We start from the raw sequence: 13,440 nt of genomic DNA, 5'->3' as shown, positions 1-13,440 counted from the left end.
CTATGAGACGTCTGTTTTTGTTTACATTTATTTCTTCCTCGCTTGCCTTGCTGACTTTTTACATGCAAAAACCGAATACGTTTGTCAATGATGAAGGTGTTCTGATTCCTGAAGAATGGACAGCGAAAAATGAGCAACCGCAAACATCCTCCAAATACAGGCGAAGAGTCGACCAGGCTATGTTGAGCATTCCCGAATGGTATCTCGTTTTCAGTCCAAATGAACAAGCAGATTACTTTGAGCATACAACGGCAAGTTCTTTTCCGTATATGCGCCAAAACGCACAAATTTGGGACATTCACAAGATCGTGAAAACATATACGGATACAAATCTCACCAGATATAAATATAACGGGGAGTATCAGTTGATGATTTATGTGATCAATTCAAGCTGTTCGGCAGAATATGTAACGAAAGCATGGTATGAACGAGTTGTGGGAAGATTAACCGATACCAAAACAGTAGAAACAGATGAAGATCGTTTTACTGCCCGATATACTAAAGATTACGTAGCATTCATTAATGATAACTTTTGGTACGAATTTGATTTTAAAGATCGGTTGAAAAGATTGTGGACGGAAACTTCTTTTTTCGACAATCATTTTTTTCGTAAACTGGAGCGAAAGTATTTCCTCACCTCGGAACTAATGGTGAAATGGGGCTATGGTAAATTGATCAAAATGGGGGCAGAGACCATGCATGGTCCGGATGATACCTATACCATGGTTTTGGTAGATAAATTACCGAAAAAGTTGAAGAAGAACTATGATATAGTTGAAGACTATCCTGATAAAAGTGTGCTATTGCGTTTGAATCGTTATGCCCGATTTAATCCTGAGATTGTTCAATTGGCTGAAGATAAATTGACTTTTCGAGAAATATCCGGCAATAACGCAGCAATTTTCGTTTCCCTGAAAGTTCCCGCGAACAAATTCTTTTCGACTAGTTATACGGAGAACATTTTTTCACAACCGATTCCTTCTGAACCGAAGAAAAAACGAATTGTTCTTGCCGTTCTTGTCAAAGATTTAAATCGGATGCTTTTGAAAGTAAAAGAAGAGCATTACGATGTGGAACATGTTTTTGATTATTGAAATGAATCTGCTGCTTTTTGAAGCAAACTATCCATATCCTCTTACAAAATGGTTTGACATTTTCCGCTAGAGGTCATAAAAAGAAAAAAACATCGCGGAAGTAATGCTTTTTCTTTTACATCATTCTCTCCCGATAGCTTCCGGACGCTAACACTAAGTTTATGCTTCCTGTTGAATTGACTGAACAGGAACAAGTTCCTGTTTTTAAGTGGTTTTTGTTGTGAAACCGACCCTGACAAAAAGTAAGGGTCGGTTCTGCAATTTATTTCCGATCAATTAATTACTGACATTAATAAACGGATCCCAAACGTAATAGCCAATGACGCCTCCAGTTTGAGTGTCTAATACTGCAAAAGACATATTGTATTGTGTCGATCCTGCTGCATTTACCTGAAACAACCATTGTGCACAAATAAAAGTATTGGGGCTACCGGCATTTGGATATCCTTTCGGGATAGTATTGGCAAATTGCGGTTGACTTCCCGAACCTCCTGATTGAAGGCAGTAGTTTGTCCAATCTGCTGTATTCGGACCTAAACTTCTTACATTCGTATTGTTTAGTACCGAGTTATAAAGCACCGGATAATAATTTTGACCAGCACCAGGAGCTGAAATAGTAAAGACGATTTCATCCCCGACATTAGCAGAAACAGTTAATTCTGATTCTCCCTGATCGTTGACAACAGCACTGCCTTGTGCCATCATTTCCACATAAACATCTGAAGAGCTGTAGCTTCCTAAATTGATAGGAGAATTCCATGAACCTCCGGGTTTACTTGTTGCGAGTGTAATTGCATCGACTGTGATTGCGATAAAAATTTGTGCCATAATGGGTAGTTTAAATTTCCTTACTCTTAAGGCTTTTCGGGATTCGCCTCCTGTTAAATTGACTGAACAGGAACAGTCCGTTTTTTTGAGTGGGTGCAGCTCCACTGTTTTAAGGTTGCAACGCTTAGTGAACAAGACAAAGTAACGGTAAGGGGGAGGAAATTCTTCACACAGAAATGATGGTTTTTAAAACCAGATATTTTTATCTGTTTTTAGGTATTTTAAGTTCGGAGGTAGCATTATTTTGATAACTTAGTTGCACTGATAAATTCAGGACAGTATTTATATTTAAAGTCAAATACTAAAAAACACATTTTATGAACCCACTCCACGATTCTACTGAACATTTCTGTATAGCTATTCCTGTAGCCGATAATCGAATTTATCGCTGGCAAAATGACAATTATATCCTTGTTCCAAAAGCGTTTGATGGCTCGATTCCCCCCGGTTATAAGGCACTGGAGATTGATTCGTTCAGTCTTTCAGTAGAGGATCTGCTTCATTTAACACAACGGATAAAAACGTACAATCTCAATGAATCAGGAACAGATAACTATCCGATATCCGGATTTTCTTGTCGCTTGGGAATAAAGGACTATACCAATGAAAATGGAGAACAGGAACCACTACCTTGTTTATTGTTGGAACCACTTATTGGGTTTGAGCGGAATGATGATCCCAACGATCCAATAGCGACAAATTCCGGTGAGTTGCTAGATCGGATTCCTGACGATATAGATGGTAATCAAGTGGATTATTCTGCTATTTATGATTTCAGCTATCCTTGTCCTCCAACTTGTCCAAAGAGGTAATACGCTTTCCAATTAAATGGAGCTAAAAGCATTTTTATTTAATTATGGTCCCTGGATTATTATCGCTCCGTTTCTGCTGTCAGTTGTTCGTTACAATCGGTTAAGCAAGGCTCTGAAAATAATTACCTGGTATCTGATGCTTTCTGTGGTAACACAGGTGGTATCTTTATTCCTGTGGAAAAAAAGTATAAACAACTTGCCAGTGCTGCATGTATTTACAGTTCTTGAATTTTTGTTATTGTTTGCCTACTATTCTTTTCAAAGTAAACCGATTCTTACCCGGTTTTGGTTTTACGGGATACTGGCTTTATTTCTGTTATTTGCCCTTTTAGATGCATTTGTGCTGGAAAACCTGCATAGCTTTAATATTTACACGCGGTCGTTGGAAGCTTTTATTTTCATTGGCTATTCCGTTCATTGGTTTATCCGTTCACTTACCATTGAAAGCAAAGTTGTTTTTCGGGAGCAAAATGCTTTGAAATATATGAATGCGGGTTTCTTTATTTATTTCTCCGGTTCCCTTATTTTGTTCGCTTTCAGTAATTATATCAATCATTTGGGGCGCCCTTTGTTAATGAATATCTGGACGCTGCATACGCTTTTATTAATTGTACTTTACCTATTTATACTTACCGGATTTTGCAAAATCAACAGGAAATAGATTTTTATTATGGTATTATCATAACCATGGCTGCATTTTTTCTGATAGCCTGCGGAGCCATTCTATTTTTTATCCGTTATCAGAAAAATCTGTTGAAGAAACAGGAAGAGTTGTTTCGAATGGAAGCCGAACACCGGAAAGAATTGCTCAGCAGTAATATACAATCAGCTGAGGAGGAACGATTGCGTATTGCCCGGGATGTTCATGATGAACTAGGTGGAATTTTTTCGACGCTTTCTCTCTCCATTCAACAGTTAAATCCGGAAACTGAAAAAAATAAGGACACCCTGAAACAAAGTAAACAGCTCATTCAAACCGGAATAAATAGTGTACGTCGTATTTCACACGCCATTATCCCTTTTGAATTGGAGTTACTTGGTCTCAACCAAACCTTAACCAATTATACCGAATCCGTTTCAACCGCATCCGGAATAGACATTCATTTTGAATTTGGTAATGTACCGGAGGAAACGAACCCGATCGTATCGCTGGCTATCTATCGGATCATCCAGGAATTGCTGAACAATACTTTAAAGTACGCCAAGGCCAGCTCCATTGCAATTAGTTGCAACAGTTACGAAAGCCGCTTACATCTGGAGTATACCGACAATGGAGTTGGTGTAGATTTAACCGACAAAAAAATAAAAAGAGGCATTGGCATCAAGAACATTGAGAGTCGTGTTCTTGCTCTTGATGGAAATGTGCATTTCATTTCTTCCCCTGATCAGGGATTCAATTGTGTGTTAAGTTTCCCTTTCAATCAAACACCCGAATGATGATTAACATTGCTATAGCCGAAGATCAGGTGCTTTTCCGTAAAGGGATTATATCTCTGTTAAATGCCGTAACTGATTTAAGAGTTGTATTGGAATGCTCCAATGGAGAGGACTTACTTCAACAGCTGGGCACTTGCCAGGAAACCATTCATGTTGCCCTCATTGACATTAACATGCCTGTATTAAACGGATTGGAGACCATGAAGATCATGCGGGAAAAACACTCAGCCACCAGAAACATTATTTTGACCATACACGAAGAAGAAAAATACATTCAAGCCATGGTTGAAGCCGGAGCCAATGCTTATCTGGCCAAGAACGCTGATTTCGCTGAGGTAGAAAAAGCCATTCGGGCTGTTGTAGCAAACGATTACTATTTTAATGAGCAAACCATCAAAGCCATGCATCAGTTTATGAACGGAAAAAAACAAAAGGTTGTGCTTGGAGAAATGGACATTACCCGCCGGGAAAGAGAAGTGCTCGAACTCATTTGCCAGGAAAATACGAGTCTGGAAATCTCGCAAAAATTATTTATCAGCGAGAGCACCGTTAATGGTCACCGAAATAATTTATTGCTTAAAATTGGTTGTAAAAACACCGCAGGGCTAGTATTATTTGCTATTAGACATCATATTTATCGGCTCCAATGAATCCTAAGGAGAACAGATAACTGAAAGGGGGAGCTGTGTTCGAAGGTTGGATTAAGTTTCTTATTTAAAAGTGTTTAATCTTAGTGTAAGAATGAAATTCCTTCCCGGTGCACTAATATTTGATGCGAAGGTTCTGTAATTTTTGTCCAGTATATTTTCGCAAGCAACCTGAGCAGACAATTGAGGCGTAAATTGATACCCGATTCGTAAGTTGTAAGTAACCCAGGCAGGCATTCCATCTGCTGTTGCATAGGCCAGATTGTCTTCCCCGCTATCTGAATAATCCGCTAATTTTTTCCAACCGGAGTATTGACTGAAAAACTCAGCCTGGAGCTTTTTCCAGGTAAATTGAAGGGAAGTTTTACCGTATACCGGTGGAATATGGTCGAGTGGTTTTTCTTCACCTTCCACATAAATCCGACCGTGTGTATAGTTAATGGAAGAACCCAGAACCCAATGTTTCAGGAATTGAGCTTTAATACTTCCTTCAGCACCGGCAATAATCCCATAATTCGCATTTTGAGCCGAATAAACATCCACATAGTTAGTATTGTAAAAAGCAGTGTCAGCACCGTTCAAAGTAGATGGGAGAATAGCAATAACATGTTCTATTCTTGAATAATAGCCCAGAGCCGACACCTGAATATGATCCTTATACCGATAGCTTACACCTAATTCCCCGGAATATACCGTTTCAGGCTTTAAGGTTGTATTCGGAACCACCAATTTCCCTGAAGTATTGCTTGTTTCCACTACCGATTCAAATACTTTTGCCAAATCATCAATATTGGGAGCTCTGAATCCGGTTGATCCGTTCAATGAAATCCGGATACTCTTTACAGGTTGAACAATGATTCCGATAGTTCCGTTCAAAGCACTATTGTTTTGCTTCGTCTCGCTATATGGAAAGGGGTAAAATGTCCGATCGTTAAATGCCGCTTTAAGATTCACGTAATTGGCTCGGATTCCACCGCTTAAAATGAGCTTATCCGAAAGCTCAAATGCGTCTGTTAAGTAAATCGCGCCGGTCAACATGGAAGATCCTCCATCCGGATAACGGGTATCCAAAGAACCGGATGTATCCACTACTATATTTTGCTTATCGGCAGTCGATTGAATAGCATCATATTTAGCAAAGATCCCATATCTTATTTCGTGTTTTCCCAGTCTTTTCTCCAAATCAAACAGGAGCGTACTAACCCTCACTTTTTCAGTTCGATGATTTAAAAAATCTGATTTGTAGGCTCTGTCATGGCGACTTTCTTCAATCCATTGCTGTGAAACATTCAGGTTTACCTGGTCATAGATTTTACTTTTTTTGTTGATGGATAAAACATAACTGATTAACGATCTGAATTGAGGTCCGTAATACCATTCTGAAAAGCGGGGAAGCCCGTTTTTTGTTTGGGTAAGTCTGTCGTATCGATCGATATCAGAAGAATTTGAAAGCTGCATATTCAAGGTGTGGACTATGTGATCGTTTTGCTTAAATGCAATTTTCTGAATAATATCGTATTGTGAGTATGCCGATCCTATTTGCTTGTTTTTGTTTGAATTGGTCATCATAGAATCCACACCATTGATTCGCTCAACATAAAACGTTCTTTCGCCAAAATCCGGATACTTACTGTTTCTAACCTTTCCTTGAGTTAAGTCACCAAAATGGGAATACGTAAAACTGGTGAATGAAGACCAGCGTTTCCAGCCAAGGTTTAAAGACGCATGTCCGGAATAACCGTTTGCAGCTGAAAAGTATCGGCCGTATGAATTGGTTTTTACCAAAATGGAGTTTGTTTCTGAAAACTGTGGTTGAATGGTGTGAAAATGCATCACACCTCCAAGTGCATCAGATCCGTATACAACAGAACCGGGACCATAAACGATTTCGACACTTTCTAAAGATGCAGGATCGATTGTCAGGACATTCTGAAGGTGTCCGCCCCTGTAAATTGCATTGTTCAATGGAACACCATCCACTACGAGCAGAACTTTATTGGTTTCAAAACCTCTGATTACAGGTGAACCGCCTCCCAATTGTGATTTTTGAACGAAAACCGCGCCACTGGATGACAATACATCGGCGGTACTGCTTTGATTCATTCTCTGCAGCTCAGAACTTCTGATTGATTCGATTCGTTTCGGAACATCCGATTTTTTCTCTAAAAACCTGCTTGCTGAAACGGTAACTTCATCCAAATCGATACTTTTTTCAAGCAACGAAACAACAGTCAATTCCTGATTGGAGATTTGTATCGTCAGACTCACATAATTCGGATGCTCGAGTTTGATTTCAGCAGGAACGGTTATTCCGGTTAAATCCATTAACCCGATAGCATTTGAGGTGTAGGTTTTTTGGTTTTGAACAACAACAGCGTTGGCAATCGGTTGATTCGTATAATTATCTACAATTTGAAGTTTTTGTGAATGTGCTACCCAGGATAGGCAAGCTGCAATTACTAATAGTACAATGGTTTTGAGCATAATGATGAAGAGGAAATATGGATTTTAGTGTACTAATTAACAAATTGTGCGCTAAGTAATCTGTTTTTTCTTAGCGGTCAAACAAAATATCCATAAAATAGTGTCTTATTCTTGGATTTGAATCCAAAAAGAAATAAACGTTATTTGATCAGGCTGCGGAGACTTTTCACCCGTTTGTTTTTGATGTTTTCCACCATTTAATTGCGATTTAGCCGATCCAGGTATTAATGTGGCAGCATGTTTTTTATGGAATAAAAGTCTCAAGCGCATAAAAAAAAGGGTGATAGCATTGAACTTTAAACCTCATTTTAAGATACTTTTGAGATTGTTTCTGCAATTTTATCGGATGGCTCAGTAAGAGATAATTATGGTAGTTGAGTATATTACAATTTGCTTTTTTTCATTACTTGGTTCCGGACTAACGTTTTTTTCGGGCTTTGGTCTCGGAACTATTTTGGTTCCCATATTTGCTATTTTCTTCCCGTTGGAACTGGCTATTTCATTAACAGCCATTGTTCACTTTCTCAACAATGCATTTAAATTGGTTTTAGTGGGGAAAAATGCAAACCGGAACATTGTGTTCAAGTTTGGTATTCCGGCAATTGTATCTGCATTTATCGGTGCATTCATTTTGACACTCCTATCCGGTATGGAGCCACTACTGACGTATTCCATGTTCCATATTACCGGCAGTGTTACCATTACGAAACTCATCATTGGGGGATTGCTTTGCTTTTTTGCGCTTGTTGATATCATTCCAAGCTTATCGAAACTGGAGTTTAACAAGAATTACATTCCCCTGGGTGGATTTTTGAGCGGTTTTTTCGGTGGATTGTCGGGAAACCAAGGGGCGCTGAGAACGGCATTTTTGATACGTGCAGGTTTGTCAAAAGAGCAGTTTGTTGCAACCGGTGTCGTAATAGCTCTTTTAATTGATATTTCCCGATTAGGGATTTATTCATCGGATATTGTAAAACAGCACGATAAACTGGATTATTTACTATTGACGATGGCCGTTTTATCCGCGTTTTTAGGAGCTTATGTTGGAAACAAGCTGTTGAAGAAAGTCACTATCCGATTCCTTCAAAACTTTGTTGCAATCATGCTTTTATTGTTTTCTATCCTGTTAATGACCGGAATTTTGTAAGCGGATTTTCTGAAAGATCAAACAGCATGCTTGAATCGATTGGAAACTTTTTGAAGAGGGCTCATCTGAACAATTAAAGAGTTAATTTCTGCTTCATTATTTGAATCCTAGATCGATTTAGTGAAAAAGGGAATCGCTCTAATTTAGTCGAATACATCCGATTGCCATTGAAATGGAGCGTTTTTGGGAATCAATGGAAATGAAAGAAAACAGGCGGTTTTATTTTAATGATCAGTTGTATAGAGTGTTTTTTGTTTTTGGAAGATTATCCGATAGAAATAAATAATCAAAAATCAATGGGTTGGGATTTTGAACAAAATAAGGCGCTAAGTTGGAAATACAACATACATACTTTGGTTTAAAACCATTGTTGTTTTTTAATTAGAAGAAAAGAAGTTTATTAACTTTCAATCCTGAAAAATGTTGTTTTTTAGACAAATTGAAAAGCAACAGGAATAAACCAATAAAACACCATACTTATGAACGGCAAACGGCAATTTGGAATAATGCTCTTATTCCTGCTTTTTATGTGTATCAATTTCACCTGTCTTGGACAGAACGAAACAAAAACATATAATCCCAGAAAATTTAGAAAAGAACCGATTTGGATTGAAATGATGAATGATCCGAATGCGAACTACTTTCAAACCATTAAAGCCTTCCGGGAATATTGGAAAGACCGTGTGCTACCTGAAGAACCCTTTGAGAATCACGAGACAGATACATTCGAAAGAGAAGTGGGTTTGGAACAAGATGAAGAATCAAGGGAAGAACGTAAACGTGAGCATGATCGCAAAGAAAAAAAGAGAAAACGAAAAGGAAAACCTGACGAAACACTACTTTATGCTTCGCAAGTTCGTGCATTTAAAGGATGGATAAAAGCCGTTAAACCTTGGGTTCGTGAGGATGGTAGCATTGTTTCTCCCGAGGAACAGCAGAAAATAATTGATGCTCAATCCGAAGAGCGCAAGAAAACAGAAGAACTCAATTCTCCAAAAAAGTAATTTCCGATGAAAAATATACTACTTATCTGCGCAGTGCTGCTGAGTATCTGCTCTTATGCGCAATTAGCAAACTGGACACCGGTTCCTGGCGGAACGAATTTCCCGACGAACAATTCTGGACAAATACACGGTTTCTGTAGAATCAGTCAAATGAAGTTTCATGCTTCCGATACCAATAAATATTATGCAGTTACCGGTGAAGGCGGATTATTCTTCTCAAACGATCAGGGAGCGAACTGGACAGTGGCGCCCGGAACGGATGTACTAACAAATAACTGTGCTTCAATTTGTATTGATTATACTAATGATCAGCACTTGCTTTTGGGAACGGGTGATGCAAATTATTATTCCAATAGTTCTGCCGGATTAAGAAAATCTACCGATGGTGGAGCAACGTTTACTGCTACGAGCTTAACAAACTGTTTGGTAATTGAAATTATTCAAAATTCAACGAATTCTCTGGAATACATTGCTGCTACTAGTAAAGGGATCTATAAATCTACAGATGGTGGAAATAACTGGTCGGCTGTTACTGCTACCAACATTCCTTTTACTGACATGAAAGTGAATACAGCAACAAATTCTCAAATTGTTTATGCTTGTACGGAAGAAGATGTCCCTCGCTTTTACAGATCAACAAACTTTGGAACGAACTGGACACAAATAACCAGCGGAGTGATTGCTTCAACAGCAAACATCCAGTCGGGCTCACGTATTGGTGTAACTCCTGCCAATCCGAACATTGTCTATTTATCAGTTGTTGGTGGTGGTGGTATTATCCTGAAATCAATTGATGGTGGATTGAATTTTACCACCCAAAAAGCAGAAGGAAGTCCGTATATTACTTTTTACGATGATGATGTAACCGAAGGTGGTCAGGGAAATTACAACCACACCATTACGGTAGATCTTTTGGATCCGTCTAAATTATGGTTACAGGCACATTGTACCTGGTATTCAACCAATAGTGGCGTTACCTGGACATTGCTAACCCACTGGTGGGAAAAATGTCATACGGATATGCACCAGATTACACAAGCACCATTCAATCGAAACAAACTCTACAGCATGAACGATGGTGGGGTTTGGTTAAGTGTTGATGGTGGAAACGTTTGGACTCCAAAAAGTGATGGACTCTATGCCTATGAAATAGGTAACAAATGTGGAATTGGTAGTCAGGTCGACAAAAATTTCATCTCCATCGGAACGCAGGATAACGGACGAGTTATCGCGGATGCTACCGGCTGGTTTACAACGGGAGGTGGAGATGATTATGATAAGAGACAGTGTGACTATAATGGGAACATTTATTTTGATGGAACAGATCGGCAACTGAATCATACAGGTCCAACGGGAGGATACGGTCTTCCAACAACTAATTGGAATGCATTTGGATTTAACCGTACAAACGTCAATTTAGGATTTGTCGGGGTAACGAATGTTTATCGTACTACGGATCTAAGTGCCGGAACACCGACCTGGACTCAAATATCAACGTTCAATCAAACCATTGTTGATATTCATAGTAGTATCGCTGATCCAAACCGGTTGTATGTATTGGTTTCAAATGGAGATATCTATGTATCATCAAATGCCTTAGCTGCAAGTCCGACATTTGTCTTGCGCACTCCACCCGGATCAGCAACTTCACTTGGAAGTGTTGCTGCCATAGCCAATAATGCGGATATCGTTTATGTATCGGAGAATAATACTGTTTACAGATCTGCAGATGCCGGTGTAACCTGGACAAATGTAACTTACAACCTTCCGAATGTGAACCACAGACGAATTTTGGCAGAACAATTTGGCGGGACGGAAGAATTAGTGTTTATAGCAACAAACAATGCTGTTTATTACAAAAAAGCCGGTGCAGTTACTTGGACGAATTACAGTACAAACCTGCCTTCGCGAAGATCTCCGACAGAGTTCTCCATGTATGATGACGGAACCAATCAGGCGAGAATCCGATATGCTAGTTTTGGTCGTGCTATTTGGGAATCTCCATTTGATAATCTGAGACCTTTTGCGGCAAACATTGTTGTTGGAGATAGTGCGATTGATTGTGACAATTCTTCTGTTCTTTATACTCAGGCGTGTGTAGGGACCAATAATACACCCATTACTTATTCCTGGAGTTTCTCCGGAGGAACACCTGCAACTTCCACTGCGGCTAGTGTCAATGTCACTTACCCGTCAACAGGAACCTATAACGTAACATTAACGGCAACAGATGCTTTAAACAATACTTCATCAAAAACAATTGCTGTATTTGTTCAGGTGAATACGGAGCTTGCTTTACCGTTAACTGAAGGATTTGTTTCTGCGGCGTTTCCACCATTGGGTTGGAATCAGGTCAACGTAGCAAATGTATCGGAATTATGGGAACGTAATGCAGTTGTCGGATCCCAGGGTTCAACAGAAAGTATGCAGTACCGGAACTATGATCATTACAATGGGAATCACGATGAAATGAGAAGTAGTACTTACAATTTCACAGGAATATCAAGTGCTACCTTAACTTTTGATGTTGCATTCAGAAGGTATTCCGGTGCTAATTCAGATTCCCTGGCAGTACTGGTTTCAACAGATTGCGGAGCTTCGTTTACTACGGTTTACTATAAGGGAGGAAATAACTTATCGACAGTCCCGGGAGATTATACTCCGGATGGATTTGTACCAACACCTTCTCAATGGCGCACAGAAACGATAGATTTAAGTCCGTACATCGGGAACCAGAATGTGATGATCAGTTTCCAAAACAGAGGTCATTACGGGCAAAACATCTATGTAGATAACATTAATCTGACCGGTGTTATTGCAACTCCCGGACCTAATTTCGGTGCAGCGCCATCAGCAGTTTGTACGGGAGAAAATGTAACCGTAACGGATGCTTCTATCGGAGCTGTTACTTCTTGGGACTGGGATTTTGGACCAGGGGCTACACCAGCAACAGCAACAGGTATCGGTCCGCATACCGTTTCTTATTCTTCTGCAGGAACGAAAAGCATTACGCTAACTGTTAATGGTGGCGGAACTTCAACACATGATGTAACTGTGACCGGGACACCTTCGGTACCATCTATTACAGCAGGAGGACCAACCACATTCTGTTCGGGTAACAGCGTAACATTGACATCATCAGCTGCAACAGGAAATACCTGGTCGAATGGAGAAACGACGCCTTCAATCACCGTTTCGACTGCGGGAACCTATACGGTAACTGCATCAAATGGAAGTTGTACATCAGCTGCATCGACGGGAACAACAGTGGTTATTAACCCGAATCCCAATGTCACATTTGCAGCGATCGCAAATCTTTGTTTGGATGATGCCGCATTTGCCCTTACTCAGGGTGCTCCGTCAGGAGGAACTTATAGCGGAATCGGCGTTAGTGGCGGGCAATTCAATCCTGCTATTGCCGGAGCAGGTGTAGCGACACTTACTTATTTGGTTACAGATGGGAATGGTTGTTCAGGAACTGCTTCGATTGATGTACAAGTGGACGATTGCATGGGAATTAAGGAAAGCGAATTATCCTTTGTTTCAATTTATCCGAATCCATCCAACGGATTGTTTACGGTTGACGCAGGAAAGTTGACCATTGATCATGTTATTATTTACGATAGTAAAGGCAGGGTAGTGCGAGAAATGAAAGATTCCAAAAACACTACTTTGAAGATAAACATTTCAGACATGGCAAATGGAGCATATACGGTTAAAGTAATAGCTGCAGATGCGTGGCAGATTGTTCCGATTGTAGTGGAACGTTAACTAGAAATTAGATGAAGGAGCCCCGGTTTTGCGTATGCAGGATCGGGGTTTTGGTTTAATCAGATCAAAGACGGACCGACCGGGAATGAGAATCCAAAGCAGATACTTTTTTCCAGTTGTTTAAAACGGTTCGAATCCTTTTAGGTTCACGAATAATTAAAAGACAGATGCCCCACTATTGGTGGGGCATCTGTCTTTTAATTCCTTTTGGTCGGC

General features: G+C 39.7%; 10 protein-coding genes. 8 read left to right on the top strand and 2 right to left on the bottom strand.

Annotated features, from left to right (window positions below; all coding sequences use genetic code 11):
• Positions 1–2: 2 nt before the first annotated feature.
• Positions 3–1,094: a hypothetical protein gene (locus AAG807_RS14495; RefSeq protein ID WP_341905368.1), complete on the top strand. Its 1,092-nt coding sequence runs from the start codon at positions 3–5 to the stop codon at positions 1,092–1,094.
• Between the two features lie 276 nt (positions 1,095–1,370).
• On the opposite strand, the gene AAG807_RS14490 is transcribed toward AAG807_RS14495, so the two are convergent.
• Positions 1,371–1,922 (bottom strand): AidA/PixA family protein, encoded by a 552-nt coding sequence (locus AAG807_RS14490; protein WP_341905365.1) that lies wholly within the window; start codon positions 1,920–1,922, stop codon positions 1,371–1,373.
• A 317-nt stretch (positions 1,923–2,239) separates the two neighbouring features.
• On the opposite strand from AAG807_RS14490, the gene AAG807_RS14485 reads away from it, so the two are divergent.
• Genes AAG807_RS14485 through AAG807_RS14470 form a run of 4 tightly spaced genes read left to right on the top strand, consistent with a single transcriptional unit; the run spans position 2,240 to position 4,821 of the window.
• Entirely contained in the window at positions 2,240–2,734 is a 495-nt protein-coding gene (locus tag AAG807_RS14485) for a hypothetical protein (RefSeq protein ID WP_341905363.1), read from the top strand.
• A 16-nt stretch (positions 2,735–2,750) separates the two neighbouring features.
• Entirely contained in the window at positions 2,751–3,395 is a 645-nt protein-coding gene (locus tag AAG807_RS14480) for a hypothetical protein (protein WP_341905360.1), read from the top strand.
• 26 nt (positions 3,396–3,421) lie between these two features.
• On the top strand, positions 3,422–4,171 hold the full coding sequence (locus AAG807_RS14475; RefSeq protein WP_341905357.1) for a sensor histidine kinase: 750 nt from the start codon (positions 3,422–3,424) through the stop codon (positions 4,169–4,171).
• The gene (locus tag AAG807_RS14470; RefSeq protein ID WP_341905354.1) at positions 4,168–4,821 is read left to right on the top strand and encodes a response regulator transcription factor; all 654 of its coding nucleotides are present in this window, start codon (positions 4,168–4,170) and stop codon (positions 4,819–4,821) included. Before AAG807_RS14475 ends, AAG807_RS14470 begins: the two co-directional genes overlap by 4 nt.
• A gap of 60 nt (positions 4,822–4,881) precedes the next feature.
• Here the strand turns inward: AAG807_RS14470 and AAG807_RS14465 are convergent, their stop codons facing one another.
• Positions 4,882–7,302 carry a TonB-dependent receptor gene (locus AAG807_RS14465; protein WP_341905350.1) on the bottom strand — a complete coding sequence of 807 codons (2,421 nt, stop codon included), beginning with the start codon at positions 7,300–7,302 and terminating at the stop codon, positions 4,882–4,884.
• A 367-nt stretch (positions 7,303–7,669) separates the two neighbouring features.
• Here AAG807_RS14465 and AAG807_RS14460 point away from each other — a divergent pair, with 367 nt between their 5' ends.
• From AAG807_RS14460 to AAG807_RS14450, 3 genes are all read left to right on the top strand, one after another.
• The gene (locus AAG807_RS14460; RefSeq protein WP_341905347.1) at positions 7,670–8,449 is read left to right on the top strand and encodes a sulfite exporter TauE/SafE family protein; all 780 of its coding nucleotides are present in this window, start codon (positions 7,670–7,672) and stop codon (positions 8,447–8,449) included.
• Positions 8,450–8,928: 479 nt separating this feature from the next.
• Positions 8,929–9,453, top strand: coding sequence for a hypothetical protein (locus tag AAG807_RS14455; RefSeq protein ID WP_341905344.1), 525 nt, complete (start codon positions 8,929–8,931; stop codon positions 9,451–9,453).
• 6 nt (positions 9,454–9,459) lie between these two features.
• Positions 9,460–13,224 (top strand): PKD domain-containing protein, encoded by a 3,765-nt coding sequence (locus AAG807_RS14450; protein WP_341905341.1) that lies wholly within the window; start codon positions 9,460–9,462, stop codon positions 13,222–13,224.
• Positions 13,225–13,440: the final 216 nt, after the last annotated feature.

The organism is Fluviicola taffensis DSM 16823 (assembly GCF_943372375.1).
GTDB classification, from domain to species: Bacteria; Bacteroidota; Bacteroidia; order Flavobacteriales_D; family Crocinitomicaceae; genus Fluviicola; species Fluviicola taffensis_A.
Note: the sequence above shows the minus strand (reverse complement) of the source record. Positions and strands in the feature narration are given on the sequence as shown.

Bases quoted from the DNA above. Each gene is read 5' to 3' on its own strand.
- AAG807_RS14470 (WP_341905354.1), top strand. From the start codon at position 4,168: ATGATGATTAACATTGCTATAGCCGAAGATCAGGTGCTTTTCCGTAAA.
- AAG807_RS14475 (WP_341905357.1), top strand. From the start codon at position 3,422: ATGGCTGCATTTTTTCTGATAGCCTGCGGAGCCATTCTATTTTTTATC.
- AAG807_RS14460 (WP_341905347.1), top strand. From the start codon at position 7,670: ATGGTAGTTGAGTATATTACAATTTGCTTTTTTTCATTACTTGGTTCC.
- AAG807_RS14490 (WP_341905365.1), bottom strand. From the start codon at position 1,922: ATGGCACAAATTTTTATCGCAATCACAGTCGATGCAATTACACTCGCA.
- AAG807_RS14485 (WP_341905363.1), top strand. From the start codon at position 2,240: ATGAACCCACTCCACGATTCTACTGAACATTTCTGTATAGCTATTCCT.
- AAG807_RS14455 (WP_341905344.1), top strand. From the start codon at position 8,929: ATGAACGGCAAACGGCAATTTGGAATAATGCTCTTATTCCTGCTTTTT.
- AAG807_RS14495 (WP_341905368.1), top strand. From the start codon at position 3: ATGAGACGTCTGTTTTTGTTTACATTTATTTCTTCCTCGCTTGCCTTG.
- AAG807_RS14450 (WP_341905341.1), top strand. From the start codon at position 9,460: ATGAAAAATATACTACTTATCTGCGCAGTGCTGCTGAGTATCTGCTCT.
- AAG807_RS14480 (WP_341905360.1), top strand. From the start codon at position 2,751: ATGGAGCTAAAAGCATTTTTATTTAATTATGGTCCCTGGATTATTATC.
- AAG807_RS14465 (WP_341905350.1), bottom strand. From the start codon at position 7,302: ATGCTCAAAACCATTGTACTATTAGTAATTGCAGCTTGCCTATCCTGG.